Source organism: Streptomyces sp. NBRC 110611, assembly GCF_001590865.1.
GTDB lineage: Bacteria > Actinomycetota > Actinomycetes > Streptomycetales > Streptomycetaceae > Streptomyces.
The window spans coordinates 471,408-485,678 of the sequence record NZ_BBUY01000004.1 but is presented as its reverse complement, the minus strand read 5'-3'; the positions used below and the strand labels follow the sequence as shown (position 1 = coordinate 485,678).

General features: G+C 73.3%; 15 protein-coding genes. 6 read left to right on the top strand and 9 right to left on the bottom strand.

Annotated features, from left to right (window positions below; translation table 11 throughout):
- Positions 1-94 precede the first annotated feature (94 nt).
- On the top strand, positions 95-1,141 hold the full coding sequence (locus AZE13_RS13035) for a DUF4034 domain-containing protein (RefSeq protein ID WP_079123939.1): 1,047 nt from the start codon (positions 95-97) through the stop codon (positions 1,139-1,141).
- Here the strand turns inward: AZE13_RS13035 and AZE13_RS13030 are convergent.
- From AZE13_RS13030 to AZE13_RS12995, 8 genes are all read right to left on the bottom strand, one after another.
- On the bottom strand, positions 1,090-1,845 hold the full coding sequence (locus AZE13_RS13030; protein WP_066930548.1) for a thioesterase II family protein: 756 nt from the start codon (positions 1,843-1,845) through the stop codon (positions 1,090-1,092). The genes AZE13_RS13035 and AZE13_RS13030 overlap by 52 nt on opposite strands.
- Positions 1,842-2,597 carry a class I SAM-dependent methyltransferase gene (locus AZE13_RS13025; protein WP_066930547.1) on the bottom strand — a complete coding sequence of 252 codons (756 nt, stop codon included), beginning with the start codon at positions 2,595-2,597 and terminating at the stop codon, positions 1,842-1,844. Before AZE13_RS13025 ends, AZE13_RS13030 begins: the two co-directional genes overlap by 4 nt.
- 6 nt (positions 2,598-2,603) lie before the next feature.
- On the bottom strand, positions 2,604-3,776 hold the full coding sequence (locus AZE13_RS13020; RefSeq protein WP_066930546.1) for an acyl-CoA dehydrogenase family protein: 1,173 nt from the start codon (positions 3,774-3,776) through the stop codon (positions 2,604-2,606).
- On the bottom strand, positions 3,769-4,953 hold the full coding sequence (locus tag AZE13_RS13015) for an acyl-CoA dehydrogenase family protein (RefSeq protein WP_066930545.1): 1,185 nt from the start codon (positions 4,951-4,953) through the stop codon (positions 3,769-3,771). The genes AZE13_RS13020 and AZE13_RS13015 overlap by 8 nt, the downstream gene beginning before the upstream one ends.
- Positions 4,950-6,443 carry an amino acid adenylation domain-containing protein gene (locus tag AZE13_RS13010; RefSeq protein ID WP_066930544.1) on the bottom strand — a complete coding sequence of 498 codons (1,494 nt, stop codon included), beginning with the start codon at positions 6,441-6,443 and terminating at the stop codon, positions 4,950-4,952. Before AZE13_RS13010 ends, AZE13_RS13015 begins: the two co-directional genes overlap by 4 nt.
- Positions 6,440-6,703 (bottom strand): acyl carrier protein, encoded by a 264-nt coding sequence (locus AZE13_RS13005; protein WP_066930543.1) that lies wholly within the window; start codon positions 6,701-6,703, stop codon positions 6,440-6,442. Before AZE13_RS13005 ends, AZE13_RS13010 begins: the two co-directional genes overlap by 4 nt.
- On the bottom strand, positions 6,700-7,833 hold the full coding sequence (locus tag AZE13_RS13000) for an EamA family transporter (protein WP_181690337.1): 1,134 nt from the start codon (positions 7,831-7,833) through the stop codon (positions 6,700-6,702). Before AZE13_RS13000 ends, AZE13_RS13005 begins: the two co-directional genes overlap by 4 nt.
- A gap of 92 nt (positions 7,834-7,925) precedes the next feature.
- Complete coding sequence (locus tag AZE13_RS12995) at positions 7,926-8,999, bottom strand: iron-containing redox enzyme family protein (protein ID WP_258527767.1); 1,074 nt, start codon at positions 8,997-8,999, stop codon at positions 7,926-7,928.
- A gap of 299 nt (positions 9,000-9,298) precedes the next feature.
- Here AZE13_RS12995 and dhaK point away from each other — a divergent pair, with 299 nt between their 5' ends.
- The 3 genes from dhaK (at position 9,299) to AZE13_RS12980 (ending at position 11,428) form a co-directional block, all read left to right on the top strand.
- Positions 9,299-10,291, top strand: coding sequence for a dihydroxyacetone kinase subunit DhaK (gene dhaK / locus AZE13_RS12990; protein ID WP_066930541.1), 993 nt, complete (start codon positions 9,299-9,301; stop codon positions 10,289-10,291).
- Between the two features lie 94 nt (positions 10,292-10,385).
- The gene (gene dhaL / locus AZE13_RS12985) at positions 10,386-10,982 is read left to right on the top strand and encodes a dihydroxyacetone kinase subunit DhaL (protein WP_066930660.1); all 597 of its coding nucleotides are present in this window, start codon (positions 10,386-10,388) and stop codon (positions 10,980-10,982) included.
- Complete coding sequence (locus AZE13_RS12980) at positions 10,979-11,428, top strand: PTS-dependent dihydroxyacetone kinase phosphotransferase subunit DhaM (RefSeq protein ID WP_066930540.1); 450 nt, start codon at positions 10,979-10,981, stop codon at positions 11,426-11,428. Before dhaL ends, AZE13_RS12980 begins: the two co-directional genes overlap by 4 nt.
- A gap of 23 nt (positions 11,429-11,451) precedes the next feature.
- On the opposite strand, the gene AZE13_RS12975 is transcribed toward AZE13_RS12980, so the two are convergent.
- Positions 11,452-12,276, bottom strand: coding sequence for an SAM-dependent methyltransferase (locus tag AZE13_RS12975; RefSeq protein ID WP_066930659.1), 825 nt, complete (start codon positions 12,274-12,276; stop codon positions 11,452-11,454).
- A gap of 509 nt (positions 12,277-12,785) precedes the next feature.
- Between AZE13_RS12975 and AZE13_RS12970 the strand changes: the two genes are divergently transcribed.
- On the top strand, positions 12,786-13,475 hold the full coding sequence (locus AZE13_RS12970) for an RNA polymerase sigma factor (RefSeq protein ID WP_066930539.1): 690 nt from the start codon (positions 12,786-12,788) through the stop codon (positions 13,473-13,475).
- Between the two features lie 2 nt (positions 13,476-13,477).
- Positions 13,478-14,230, top strand: coding sequence for a hypothetical protein (locus tag AZE13_RS12965; protein ID WP_079123938.1), 753 nt, complete (start codon positions 13,478-13,480; stop codon positions 14,228-14,230).
- The last annotated feature ends 41 nt before the right edge of the window (positions 14,231-14,271 follow it).

The window sequence follows — 14,271 nt, the reverse complement described above, 5'->3', positions numbered from 1 at the left end:
CCCCCCCCCCCCCCCGCCTCGTCCTGCCTCCGTGTCCCTGTGCCCAAAAAGCCGGCACACACCTGACACCCACCTGATTGGACCGTAGAAACCCGTGCACGGAATCCTCCCCCTGACCATCCTGGCCCTCACCGTCGTCTTCTGGCTGCGCTCCAGAAGGCGTACGGCGAAGCTCGCCGCCGAAGCCGGTGGGGACCTGCTGCCGCCGGAGCGGCAGAACGCGGACCTGGCCTTCCCCGACCCCGAGGCGGAAGCCGTGTCGGCGGCGCTCGCCCGGGGCGAGTGGCAGCCTGCCGCACAGGCCCTCGCCGCCGCGGGCACGGACTGGGAGCGCCGCTCCTACCTCGTCGGCATCATCGCGAACCGGGCGGCCGACGACGACACCTGGCTGCGCGCCTGGCAGGCCGCACACCCCGACGACCCGGACGCGGCCGTGGTCCAGGCGGACGCAAAGGTGTCGCTGGCCTGGGAGATCCGTGGCGGGGGCTGGGCCAAGGACACCACCGCCGAGCAGTTCGCGGGCTTCCACCGCGTGCTGGACGAGGCCCGGGAGGACTTCGCCCGGGCCCAGGCCCTGGCCCTGCCGGGCGACCCGACCCCGTACCTCCTGCAGATCCCCCTGTACATGGGCCTGGGCGCGCCGCACGAGGCGCTGCACGAGCTGTGGTCCGAGGTCACCGCGCGCGCTCCGTACCACTACGAGGCTCACTGGTACGCGCTCCAGTACTGGCTGCCGAAGTGGCGCGGCTCCGCCGAGCTCGCCCGCGACTTCACCCTGCGGGCCGCGACGACGGCCCCGCTCGGCAACCTGCTCACGATGTTCCCGTTGCTCAACTGGTACGAGCAGAACGACGACGAGGCGCCGGAAGCCGCCTACGGCTGGCCCGAGATGACCGGGCTGATCGACGCCGCGCTGGCGGACGTCGCGGCGGCGCGCCCGGACCATCCGAGGCTGGCGGAGGTCAGGCATCTGCTGGCGTACTGCCTGACCAAGGCGGAACGGCACCAGGAGGCCATGGAACAGTTCCGGCAGGTGGACGGCTACGTGGATGCGGTGCCGTGGCGCTACTACACCAACCCGGCGAAGATCTACTGCCACTTCCGCGACCAGGCCCTCAAGGGCACGGTGCGCACCCGCTGAAGCCAGGGCCTGTCCGATGGGGCGGTGAGGAGTTCCCGGACCAGGGGGATCAGATCGTCCACGCCCGCGCGGTAGAAGTGGCCGCCGGGCAGGGTGAGTGCGCGGAAGGGCTGCCGGGTGTCCCGGGTCAGGGCCGACCAGCCGGCCAGCAGCTCCGCCCCGACCAGTGCGTCCGCCGCGCCCCGTACCGCCACGACCGGGCAGCCGACCGGCTCCGGTCCCGGCGGCCGGTAGCGGGCGGAGGCCGTGACGTCCGCCTGGAGGGCGCGGCTGAAGAGGCGGCGGGCGAGGGGGTTGTCGCGGATCGCGGGCGGCAGGCCGCCCAGTGCGTCCACCCGCTGCCACAACTCGCCCTCCGTGCCCTCCAGTTCGGCGGCCGTGGAGTGCAGCCAGGGCGGGGCGGAGGCGCTGAGTACCAGGAAGGCCGGGGGCCGTCCGGCCCGGGTCGCGGCGGCGGCCCAGCCCGCGCCGAGGAGGGCGCCCATGCTGTGCCCGACGACGGCCCACTCGCCCTCGGACGGGGTGTGGGCCGCGGCCAGCTCCCCGATCAGGTCCGGCAGGGAGGCAGGGGCGGGTTCGCCGATGCGGCCGCCCCGGCCCGGCAGTTCGACCGGGACCGCCTCGGCGTGCTCCCCCAGCGCGCCGGGCCAGGCGCGGAAGGTGGCCGCCGAGGCGCCCGCCGGGGGAAGCAGGAAGAGCCTCACGGTTTCGCCACCGCCGCGAAGCGCAGCCGGTGGTAGTCGACGTACCAGACGCCGTCGCGCAGCAGCTCGGGGGCCGCCAGCTCGCCCGCCCGCGCCAGTACGGCCTCCCGCTGGTCCTCCGGTACGTGCGCGGTGAGTGTGCCGCCGAACATCCGCAGCCAGCCGGCCACTCCGCCGGCGTCCGCCGCCATGGGGGTGAGCCGGGGGAAGTGCTCCATCGACGTCACCTCGAAGCCGTGCTCCGCCAGCAGCGCGCGGTACTCCTCCGGGGTCGGGAAGTACCAGGGCGAGCGCATGCCCTCGGCGAGGCCCCGCTCGTCCAGGGCCGCCCGCAGTGCGTCGATGGCGCCCTGGCAGTTGCCCGCGCCGCCCATCTCGGCCACGAAGCGCCCGCCGGGGCGCAACGCCGCCCGTACCCGGGCGACCACCTCGGCGGGGCGCCGCATCCAGTGCAGCGCCGCGTTGGAGAAGACCGCGTCCACGGGGCGGTCGAGGGTGAAGTCGTGCCCGTCGGCGAGGATCGCCTCCTGGCCCAGGCGGGCGGTCGCCGCCTCGACCATGGCCGGGTCGCCGTCCACGAGCACCATCTCGCAGCCGTGGTCGCGCAGTTCGGCCGCGATCTCGCCGGTGCCGCAGCCCAGGTCCAGGATGCGTTCGCCGGGCCGGGCCGCCAGCAGCTCGGTGACCCCGCCCGCGAGGGCGGAGACGTAGCCGAACTCGGTGTCGTACTTCTCGGCGTTCCAGGTGGTCATTCCTCGTCATCCCCTTTCGATCTGCATCAGCATCAGTTCATCGGTACCGCCCGCGAGGGCCAGGCCTTCGGCGTCGCGCAGCGCGCGCTCCGCCGGATGGCCCCGGACGTACCCGTCGGCGCCGGCCAGCTGTACCGCTTCGTCCGCGACCCGGCGCAGCACCTCGGCGGCGCGGTACTTGCACGCCGCCGCGTACCCGGCCGGGCAGCCGCCGGACTCCAGCAGACGTACGGCCTGGAGCGCGGCGGCGCGTGCCTCCTCCGTCTCGGCCCGCAGGGCGGCGAGGGTGAAGCGCACGTGCTGGTTGGCGGTGAGCGGAGCACCGAAGGTGTGCCGGGTGCGCGCACCCTCGGCCGCGTGCTCCAGCACGGCGTCGGCGAGCGCCGCCATCCGGACCGCGAGCATCACCCGCTCGTGGATCCAGTGCCGCCCCAGCAGGAGCATCGCCTGCCCGGCCGGTGCGGGTACGGAGCGCACCCGTACGTCGTCGAGGGTGACGCGTCCGGTGAGCCCGTGGTGTCCGCAGCCCTCGACGGGTTCGGTCCGTACGCCGGGCGCGTCCGCGTCCACCAGCAGCAGCGCGGGCCCGGCGCGGCCCGAGGTGAGCCGGTCCGGGTCGGCGGCGAGGACGAGCATCAGGTCGGCGTGCGGCGCGTTGCTGATGAACCACTTCTCGCCGCTGACCCGCACGTCACCTTCTTTGCCCCGCACTTCGGTGTGCAGGCAGGAGAGGTCGCTGCCCGGTGCGCCCGGCTCGGTGACGGCGAGGGACGCCGTCGAGGTGCCGTCCAGGAGGCGGGTGTGGAGCGCGGAGTCATCGGGCAGCAGGCCGCCCAGCAGGCGGGCGCTCACCTCCAGGTGGGTGAGGACGGCCGCGCCGGGGGCGCCGTTGCCCGCGCGGGCGAGCGCGGTGTGCAGGGCGACCGCCCGCGCCAGGGCACCGTCGCCGCGCCAGGCCGCCCGGAACAGCCCCGCGCCGCCCGCCGCCGCCAGCAGCTCCCGTACGGGGGGCCGCTCGGGCGCCTCCCAGCGGGCGGCGTCGAGCAGGCCGCCGGGGCCGGAGTGCTGCGCGACGAAGGCGTCGAGGAGGGCGCGGTGGGCATGCTGCCCGCTCTCCCCACGCGGCGCTCTGCTGCTGGTGTCCGGCGCCGGCGCGCCCTGGGCCGGTGCGTCAGTCATCCCAGCCCTCCAGCCGGGCCAGCGTGGTCAGCATCATTTCGTCCGATCCGGTCGAGAGGGAGAACAGGCGGGCGTCCCGCCAGGCCCGGTTCACCGCGGAGTCCGTCAACTGACCCTCGGTGCCGTGCAGATGGAGGCAGAGCCGCGCCGTCTCCCGTACGAGACGGCCGGCGCGCAGCTTGGCCGCGGCGGAGAGGGTGCGGTAGTCGCCGCCGGTCGCCCAGCGGTCGGCGGCGGTGTAGGCGAGCTGGCGCGCCGACTCCACGGCCGCCCGCAGCCGCGCCAGGCGGAAGGAGACGTCCTGCCGGGAGGCGACCGGCGCGCCGAAGGTCTCGCGCCCCTCAAGGTGTTCCCGGGTCTGCGCCAGCAGCCGGGAGGCGATGGCGAGCGACCGGCAGGAGGCGAGGATCCGCTCCTGCTCGAACTGGCGCAGCTGGGTGACGAGTCCGAGTCCGTGCCCGCCGATCCGGTGGGCCTTCGGCACCCGTACCGACTCGAAGCGGACTTCGCCCGCGAGCCCCGCCGCGTGCATGCCGAGTGTCGGCGGTCCGGGACGTACGCACACCCCCTCGGCACCGGCCGGCACCATGAGCAGCACGTGCCCGAACGGCCCGGGCGCCTGGGGGAGGCGGGCCAGCACGGCGAAGGAGTCGGCGTACCGTCCGGCGGTCACCCAGCGCTTGGTGCCGGTGAGTTCGTACCCCTCGCCGGTGGGCACGGCGGTGGCGGCGACCGAGGCCACGTCGGAGCCCGCGCCCGCCTCGGAGACGGCGTGCGCCAGGACGTGCGTACCGCGCAGCGCCGGGCGCAGGAAGCGTTCGACGGCCTCCTCCGTGCCGGAATCGGCGAGCAGCGGGGCGACCATGTCCTGGTGCACGGTGACCGCCATGCCGAGGCTGTCGCACGGCACCTCGCCGAGGCACTCGGCGAGTACCACGTGTTCCCAGAGCGTGCGCCCGCCGCCGCCCCGCTCGCGCGGGAAGCGCGCGCCGAGCCAGCCGCGCGTGCCCAGCGCGGTCAGCACCTCGCGCAGCGGCAGCTCCCCCGCGCGTTCCCACTCCGCCGCCCGCGGGAGGACCTCGGCGGCGAGGTACCCGGCGACGTCCTTCCGCAGCTCCTCCTCCGCCGGGGTGAACCAGCCCGTCCCGGCACCGTGCAGCGCCCCCTGTACGGTCATCGTCCGGCCCCTTCCGTGACGAGGACCCGCAGGCGCGCGGTGTCCGGCTTGCCGGAGGACAGCACCGGGAATCCGTCGAGGAAGACCACCTCGCGCGGCACCATGTAGCGCGGCAGCGCGTCGGCGGCGTACGTGGTGAGTTCGTCCGCCCCCGCCGAGGCCCCCTGCCTCAGCTGGATCCCGCAGGCCAGGGAGCGGCCGCTGCGCGGGTCCTCGACGTCGGTGACGAAGGCGCGGCCCACGGCCGGGTGGGATTCGAGCGTGGCGCGGATCTCGTTGAGGTTGATGCGGTAGCCGCGGATCTTCACCTCGTCGTCGCTCCGCCCGGCGAAGTGCACGATGCCCCGCTCGTCCCGGTGCCCCAGGTCGCCGGTGCGGTAGGCGCCTTCGTGGAAGGCGCGTGCCTCCTCTTCCGGCCGGCCCAGATAGCCGGCCATCAGCTGCGGACCGCTCAGCAGGATCTCCCCCGGCCCGTCCGCGCTGACCTCGCCGTCCGCACCCAGGAAGCCGAGCCCGACGCCGGGCAACGGGCGTCCCACGGGGTACGGGGCGGTGCGCTCCGGCTCGCGCGCGGAGATCGGCTCGGCGATCGCCACGCAGGTGGCCTCGGTCGGCCCGTAGCCGTTGATGACGGTGGCGTGCGGGGCGGCGGCCAGCCAGGCCTGCACCGTACGGGGGTTGAGGATCTCCGCGCCCGTCATGATGCGGCGCAGCGCGCTCAGGTCGTACGGCTCCAGGCCGTGCTGGGCGAGCAGGGTGAGGGTGGAGCCGACGGCCGCCATATGCGTGATCCGCTCCCGCGCGATCAGCTGGAGCGTCGGGGCGGGCAACGGGACCGCCGGGCCGAGGTGCACGGTGGCGCCCTGGTGGAGGGGGAAGAGGAGGTCGATGACGGACACGTCGAAGTGCAGCGCCGAGGTGTTCAGACAGCGGGCCCCGGGGCCCAGGTCCATCAGCCCGGCGACGGCCCCGAAGAAGGCGTCCACGGCGCGGTGCGGTACGCATACGCCCTTCGGCCGGCCGGTGCTTCCGGAGGTGTACAGCACATACGCGAAGTCCTCGGGGCCCAGCTCGGGTGCCCGCCAGGCGTCCGCGTCGGCGTCCGCCCACGGGTCCAGCACCCGTACGTCCTCCCCGAGCTCCCCCGCCTTCCCGGGATCGGCGGCGAGCAGGAGCCGCGCGCCCGCGTCGGCGACGAGGGAACGCCGCCGGGCCTGGGGCGCGGACGGGTCGAGGGGCACATACGCGGCACCGGCCAGCAGTGTGCCGAGGACGGAGACGACCGCCGCGGCGGTCTTCTCCCCGAGCACGGCGACCCGCGCGCCCGGACCGGCCCCGTGCTCGTGCAGGCGTACGGCGACGCGGCGGGCGGCGGTGAACAACTGGCCGTAGGTGAGCTGTTCACCGCGGGCCACGAGCGCGACCCGCTGCGGCGCGTTGCGGGCGTGCTCGGCGAGGGCGCGGACCAGCAGCCCGTTCGTCCCGCTCACGCGGTGGCCCGCCGCGCGACGAGGGCGGTCAGTGCGCCCAGGCCCTGCAGGGCGTCGAGGTCCTCCGCCTCGGTGCCGAACTCGAAGCCGAACTCCCCGCCGAGCCGCACGGTCAGCTCCACGGCGTCCAGGGAGTCGAGGTGGAGCGCGCGCATGAAGTTGTCGTCCTCCTCCAGCGCGGCCCGTACGTCCCGCCGCTTGATGCCGCCGAGGATCGTGAGGAGGCTCTCCCTGATCTCTTCCTGGGTGCGCGTGCTCATGGGCTGGTCTCCGCTTCCTCGTTCTCTGCGTTCTCGTTCTTGTGCGCTGCGTTCTCGTGCTCGGCGTTCTCGTGCTCGGCGTTCCGGCGCTCGTGCGCCGCGTTCTCGGTGCCTGCGTCCTTGTTGCCCGCGTTCTCGTTGCCTGGGTTCTTGTTGCCTGCGTTCTCGGTGCCGGCGGTGAGTTCACCGTCGTCCGCGTCCGGTCGGGGCTTCGCCTTCGCGACGCCGTCCCTGCTGCGGGTCAGCACCATCCACGCGACGGCGACGATGATCAGGGCGGTGCCGCCCAGTCCGGCGCCGGTCAGGTGCTCGCCCAGCAGCAGCCACCCGAGGAACATGGTGATGACCGGCTGCACATACGCGTAGGTGGCCGCCAGCCGGGCGTCGATGCGGGTGACCAGCCAGGTGTACGCCCAGAAGCCGACCAGCGAACCGAACAGGATCAGATGGATCCCGGCCAGCCAGGCCGTGGGCCGTACCCGGTCCGGGTCCAGCTCCGCCCACTCCCCGCTCACCAGCGAGCACAGCAGCAGCACCACTCCCCCGGAGAGCATCTGCACCGCCGAGGCCAGCGCCGCGCCCGCGGGCGGCGCGGGGTTCGGCCGCCGCTCGGGGCGCTCCGCGAGGAATCCGGCCACCGCCCAGGCGCAGGCCGCCGCCAGCACCATCAGCGAGGGGCCCAGCGGCCCGGTACGGAAGCCGAGCAGCAGCGCGACGCCGCCCAGGCCGACCGCGCCCGCGCACAGTTCGACGGCGCGCGGCCGGTGCCCGCTCAGCGCGCGGACGCCGATCAGCCACAGCGGCACGGTCGCGAAGAGCACACCGGTGGTGCCGGACTCCAGGCGCTGCTCGGCGAGGCTCACCATGCCGTTGGCGACCACGAAGTGCAGCACGCCCAGCAGCACCAGCCGCGGTATCCGCCCGCGCAACTGCTCCCGGACGCCCGGCCCTTCGCTCCGCATGCTCTTCAGGCCGACCGCGAGGAACAGGACGGCGCCCGCGACCGTGAAGCGGCCGCCGGCGGCCAGGAGCGGGGGCACCTGGCCGACCAGCACGCGGATGCTGAGGAAGGTGGAGCCCCACAGCAGCCAGACGGCGAGCAACGCGGCGTATACCTGACCACGGTTCACCTGGCCACGGTGCGCTTGGTCACCGTGTCCCTGGTCACCGTGTCCCTGGTCACCGTGCACCTGGTCACGGGCGGCGCTCGGGGAAGCGCCCATCAGCGGGCTGCCGCCCCGGTACGCGCCAGCCGCTCGTCGAGATAGCGGGCCGAGGAGTTGAGCCGCCACAGCGCGCCGCGGGCCATGCCCTCTCGCATGAAGGCCGAATCGGCGGCGGGGACCACCACGTTGTGGAACCATCCGGCGGCGTGCTGCGAGTCGATGGTGATGTGCAGCTTGTGGTAGGTGATGCCGACGTCCGGAAGTCCGAGCCGCTCCCAGCCGTGCACGACGTGGACGAAGCGGTCGGGGGCGAACCACTCGGTCATCCCCAGGAAGCCGATCGCCTCCGGGTAGTAGCGCCGGTAGCGGCACAGCAGCACGGCCAGGTTTCCGGAGAGCAGCGCCTCGGCGGTGAGCTCACGGCGCAGGTCCTCGGGCGAGATGTCGAAGACGTCGTAGATCTTGCCGAAGAGGTGGGTGTGCACCTCCTCCGGCTTCCCGTTGCCCATCTCGTCCCAGTAGTTGCCCGCGATCTCCATCTTCGCGGCCCCGGTCGTGCCGACCTGCATCATGGCGAGCAGATCGTCGAAGCGACCGTCCACGACGGACTCCTGGATGACGTACTTCCGCAGGTCGTCGCGGGTCGCCTGGTGGCGTATGAACTCCGCGTAGTACGGGTGCTTGTAGGCGCGGTGGCCCTTGGCGTACTCGCGCAGCCAGGACAGAAAGGCCTTGGACTCGGTGGGCGCGGCGGCCGTCAGCCCGGGGTCGACGTGCCGCTCCTCGGCCGCGACGGTGGCCTCCTCCAGGAGGCGGGTCATTTCGTGGACGACGACGGATCCCTCGGCGGTCACCGCGTCCGGCGGCAGCTGGGTCACCAGCTCGTAGCTGCGCGACAGCAGCGACTGCTGGGCGTAGAAGGCGTCGCGGTCGCCCTCGGCCGCCCGCCGGTTGAGTGCGGTGACGGCCTTGAGTAACGACTCCCGCGCTCCGTCCACCAGTTCCCGGTCCACCTCGGCGGCGGGCCGGGACAACCACGGCGTCACGCTCTCCACGAGGGCCAGGGAACCGTCGGCGTCGAGGACCGACGCGAAGTCGACTGGTACGGAAGCGAATTGACTGCTAGTCACGCATACTCCTCAGGGGGCCGTGGGAGAGGATGCCATCCCAAGATCGTTTCGACGGCGGTTCCGAATCTAGCCAGGCACCCACTGCGCGAGTCCAGAGCGCGGGCGATGAATATCACCATGCGAGACAGGGTTTGCTCTCCATTTACTGGAACCCGCTCCGAACTTGGGAAACCCCCGCCCGGCGCGGACGTCGACGCCCTGGCGTTGCACGTGACCTTGGTGGCGTGAGCGCGGATACTGCCCTTGAAACGATCTCACCAGCCGTGCCCCACCCCGACAGGTTTCACCAGGAGGTACCCGTGAAGATGCTGATCAACGTCGCCGAGACGGTCGTCGGGGATGCGTTGCGGGGGATGGCCGCGGCACACCCCGAGTTGGTAGTGGATGCCGAGAACCGGGTCATCGTGCGGCGGGATGCGCCGGTGGCGGAGAAAGTGGCGCTGGTGTCCGGGGGCGGGAGCGGGCATGAGCCGCTGCACGGGGGGTTCGTCGGGCCGGGGATGCTGGACGCGGCGTGCCCCGGGGAGGTGTTCACCTCGCCGGTACCGGATCAGATGGTGCGGGCGGCGGCGGCCGTGGACAGCGGCAGCGGCGTGTTGTTCGTGGTGAAGAACTACACGGGGGACGTGCTGAATTTCCGGATGGCGGTGGAGCTGGCGGAGGACGAGGGGGTGCAGGTCGCCAGCGTGCTGGTCGATGACGATGTGGCGGTGACCGACTCGACGTTCACAGCGGGGCGGCGCGGCACAGGAGCGACGCTGTTCGTGGAGAAGATCGCCGGGGCGGCGGCGGAGGAAGGGATGCCGCTGGACCGGGTGGCGGCGGTGGCCCGGCAGGTCGTCGGCTCCTCGCGTAGCTTCGGGGTGGCGCTGAGCGCCTGCAGCACGCCGGCGAAGGGCGGCCCGACGTTCGAACTGCCGTCGTGTGAGCTGGAGTTGGGTGTGGGGATTCATGGCGAGCCGGGGCGGGAGCGGCGCGCGATGATGACCTCGCACGAGATCGCGGACTTCGCGGTGGACGCGATTCTGGCGGATCTGCGGCCACAGCTGCCGGTCCTGGTGCTGGTCAACGGCATGGGGGCCACGCCGCTGCTGGAGCTGTACGGGTTCAACGCCGAGGTGCGCCGGGTGCTCGATGAGCGCGGCGTGGACGTGGCCCGCACGCTCGTCGGGAACTATGTGACGTCACTGGACATGGCCGGCTGCTCGGTGACGCTATGTCAGGTCGACGGGGAACTGCTGCGGCTGTGGGACGCGCCGGTGCAGACGGCGGCGCTTCGCTGGGGACGGTGAGCGGGGCGGACGAACCAGCAGGAAGCACCGGACCGAACGACAGGAAATGGCTGAAGTGAACGACATGAAGGAGAGCAGGGCCGTGCCCGAAGCTGTGCTGGATGCCGCGTTCTTCGTGCGGTGGATGGCGGCGGCCGCCGCCGTCATCGACCGGGAGGCCGACCGGCTCACCGAGCTGGACTCGCCCATCGGGGACGCCGACCACGGCAGGAACATGCAGCGCGGCTTCGCGGCCGTGCGGAAGGTGCTGGAGGCGGAGCCGCCGGCCACGCCGGGTGCCGTACTCGTAGCGGCGGGGCGGCAGTTGATCTCCAGTGTGGGCGGCGCGTCCGGCCCGCTGTACGGGACGCTGCTGCGACGGGCCGGGAAGACGCTGGGCGAAGCGCCGGAGGTGTCCGCGGCGGAGCTGCGGTCGGGCCTGAGCGCCGGGGTGGACGCGGTGGCGCAGCTCGGCGCGTCGGCGCCGGGCGACAAGACGATGCTCGATGCGCTGGTGCCGGCCGTGGCGGCGCTGGAGACGTCCTTCGGGGCGGCGGCCGCGGCGGCCGAGGAGGGCGCGCTGGCGACCGTACCGATGCAGGCGAGGAAGGGCAGGGCGAGCTATCTGGGCGAGCGCAGCATCGGCCACCAGGATCCGGGGGCGACGTCGTCGGCGCTGCTGTTCGCGGCGCTCGCGGAGGTGGCCGGGTGAGCACGGAGACGGCGGGCGGCGAGCAGGGGCCTGCGGGCGGCGAGCGGGGGCCGGTGGGGGTGGTGCTGGTGTCGCACAGCGGACCGGTCGCCGACTCCGTGTCGGCCCTCGCCGTCGGGCTGGCCGGGGGCGGCGCCACGGCACCGGTGGCCGCCGCGGGCGGCACACCGGACGGCGGGCTCGGGACGAGCGCGGACCTGATCATCGAGGCGGCGCGGAGCGTGGACCGGGGCGCCGGAGTGGCGGTCCTCGTCGATCTGGGCAGCGCGGTGCTGACCGTGAAGGCCCTGATCGCGGAGGGGGATGAACTCCCTGAGGGTGCACGGCTGGTGGACGCGCCGTTCGTGGAGGGCGCGGTGGCCGCGGTGGTCACCGCCTCGGCGGGGGCGGATCTGGACGCGGTCGCGGCGGCGGCCGGGGAGGCGTACGGCTACCGGAAGGAGTGACCTCTCCGCCGGAGGCGTCTCGCTCAGGGCTTGCGGGCGACCGCCGCGTAGCAGGAGGCCTCCGCGTCGATGACGTGGTGGGTGGCCCGGGTGGCGCCCTCGGGGCGGTCGGGGCGCCACTGGTGGGACAGGGTGACGCCGGGTTCGAGCAGTTCCCAGCCATCGAAGAAGCGGAGGAAGGTGGCACGAGGGCGGAACTGGAGCACGGTGCCGGCATCGGCGTAGATCCTGGTGATCTGCCGCATCGCCGCGGGGGCGAAATCCGCCGTCGCATGGGTCATGACGAGGGCGGAGCCGCTGGGCAGAGCGGACTTGAGGGCCTCGACGACCGTGTGGGCGCGGTCCTCGCCGTCGTCGGTGACGAAGTGCATCAGGGCGTTCAGGCTGAGGGCGACCGGACGGCTCAGATCGAGGGTGCCGAGAAGCTGGGGCGCGGTGAGGATGCCGTCGGGTTCCGTGACGTCGGCCTGGACGTAGGCGGTACGGCCCTCGGGGGTGCCGCGCAGGAGGGCGGCGGCATGCGCGAGGACGATCGGGTCGTTGTCGGTGTAGACGACCCGCGCGTCGGGGGCGACGCCCTGGGCGATGTCGTGGAGGTTCGGCGAGGTGGGGAGGCCGGTGCCGATGTCGAGGAACTGCCGCAGCCCGGCCGCGGCGAGGACACGGGTGGTGCGGTGCATGAACGCGCGGTTGATGCGAGCGGCGGTCTGTGCGGCGGGGAAGACGCGCAGCACGCGGGCGGCCGCCACCCGGTCGGCCAGGAAGTTGGTCCTGCCGCCCAGGAAGTAGTCGTAGATGCGGGACGAGTGTGCCCGGTCCAGCTGTAGGTCCACCACGGGCCCGCCCATGCGCGCGTCCCCGCATGTGGGCAGGTCCTCGCGCCGGCGCCGGTCCTCCCGCGTGCGTCCGTCCTCGCGCATCGTTCGCCGCCTCCCCCGGTACGTACGGCACTGCGCTTACTGGTGCCGCGCCACTCCCCCCAGTAAGGCATGCCTGCCGCGCTCCGACGTAACCCGGCAGGAGAAAGGGGGCGCATCCCCAGTAACGTGCGCCCCCTGGTGCGTACCACACGCCTCCCGGCGCCGGACCGCTCGACCACTGGCCGGTAGACGCCGGATCGCACCGGGCGCATGGCCGACAAGGGGCGTGACACCGGACCAGGAAGATGTCACGGTTCGTCACATGCCATTATCGCGGGTAGTCATATGAATACGCAGCGAAAGATTTTTGCGCCCCCCGTGCCACATACGGCCCCGTTTTCCTGTTCATTGGATAGTGAGGGCAAACCGTCCTCCCGCTGCTGCCGGCGCCCCGGCGCCCCGCCAGCGGTGCACGTCGAACGGAACGAGGACGGCTCGTGAGTGCAGACCACGACCGACTGCTACCGGCGTGCGCCCCGGCGCACGCCCGCACCGCGGAGTTAGCCGCACTCGCCCTGCCCCCGCTACCGCCGGGAGGCGGCCCCAGCCCGCCGCCGGTTCTCGCGCCGGTCCCGTCCGACCGGCAGCTGTCCCTCACCTTCGAGGCGTTCCTGGCGACCCATGCCCGCAAGTGGCTGACGTACGCCTATCTGCACACGGGGAGCGAGGCCGCGGCCCGCGACGTCACGCTGGCGGCCTATGAGCGGCTCGGCCGGCTGTGGTCCCATGCGCTGCGTGAGGCGTCGGTGGACGCGTACGCCTGGTCGGTCCTCAAGGAGAGCGTCGTCGAGTGGCTCTACGACCACCAGAAGCCCACCGCGCTCACCGAGACCGCCGCGTTCGCCGTCGTCACCCACGCCCTGCTGCGCGAGTGCCAGCAGCAGTTCGCCATGCTGGAAAGCCAGTTGGGGCTGTACTCGGCCATCGCCCGGCTGCCGGAGCGGCAGTGCGATGTGATCGTGCTGCGGCATGTCATCGGGTACAGCGACGCGCAGATCGGGGCGCTGCTGGGCGTCGACGAAGTCACCGTCCGCTCCTACGCGAGCCGCGGCAAGCGCAAACTCGCCGCGGCGCTCGGCATCGATCAGGGCAACACCGGCGATCAGGGCAACACCAGGGGGAACTGACCATGTCGCAGCACCGTCCGGCCGACCGCCGGGAGACCGTCGAGACACTGCTGAGCGCCGCCGCCGCGGTGTCCGGGATCGACGGGCTGGCCGGCTTCCGTGACCTCGACGGCGCCGGGGCGCTCGGCGCCCTCGGCATCCCCGGCCGGCCGGGGGCGAAGGCCGGGGACGGTCCCCGGACGGCGGTACTGCCGGCCCACCCCGGCCTGGGCGCGCCCAGCGCCTACCCCAGCGCCCGGGACGAGGCCACCCATGAACTCCAGCTGGCCTGTGCGCTGGTCGTCAATGCCGCGGCGGCCGCGTCCAGCCTCGAGCGGCTGGTCAACGACCACCACATCGACCCCGAGGGCGCCCTGGTCTTCGCCTGCCTGCTGCACATCGCGGGGCGCGGCGACGCGGCGCGGTTCTGGTGGCACTTCGGCGCCGGCGCGGGCAGCCGGACGGCCGCGTACTGCCTGTACCTCTCCCACCGCCGCGACGGCGAGTACCGCGACGCGGCGTACTGGCGCCGGCAGGCCGCGCACGCGCCCGACGAGGAACGCCCGGCCGCGGCGGCCTTCGACGACCAGCACCTGCTGCCGGACGCGGCCCGGCACAATCTGCTCGTCCAGTGGCACAGCGGACTCGCGCCGACCCTGCCGACCGCCCTGGAGAACGTGATCAACCAGCTCGTCGTGGACGGCGACGACGAGGACTTCGGCGAGATCCCGCACCCGTCCCCGACCCTCGTCCAGGACCTCGGCCGGACCATCTGACCCGACGCGGGTCCGGAGTCGTCAGCCGGACGCCGCGTCGC

Excerpts from the sequence above, each read along its gene's own strand:
- AZE13_RS13020 (WP_066930546.1), bottom strand. The coding sequence starts at position 3,776 with ATGACTGACGCACCGGCCCAGGGCGCGCCGGCGCCGGACACCAGCAGC.
- AZE13_RS13015 (WP_066930545.1), bottom strand. The coding sequence starts at position 4,953 with ATGACCGTACAGGGGGCGCTGCACGGTGCCGGGACGGGCTGGTTCACC.
- AZE13_RS13025 (WP_066930547.1), bottom strand. The coding sequence starts at position 2,597 with ATGACCACCTGGAACGCCGAGAAGTACGACACCGAGTTCGGCTACGTC.
- AZE13_RS13005 (WP_066930543.1), bottom strand. The coding sequence starts at position 6,703 with ATGAGCACGCGCACCCAGGAAGAGATCAGGGAGAGCCTCCTCACGATC.
- AZE13_RS12965 (WP_079123938.1), top strand. The coding sequence starts at position 13,478 with ATGTCGCAGCACCGTCCGGCCGACCGCCGGGAGACCGTCGAGACACTG.
- AZE13_RS12975 (WP_066930659.1), bottom strand. The coding sequence starts at position 12,276 with ATGGGCGGGCCCGTGGTGGACCTACAGCTGGACCGGGCACACTCGTCC.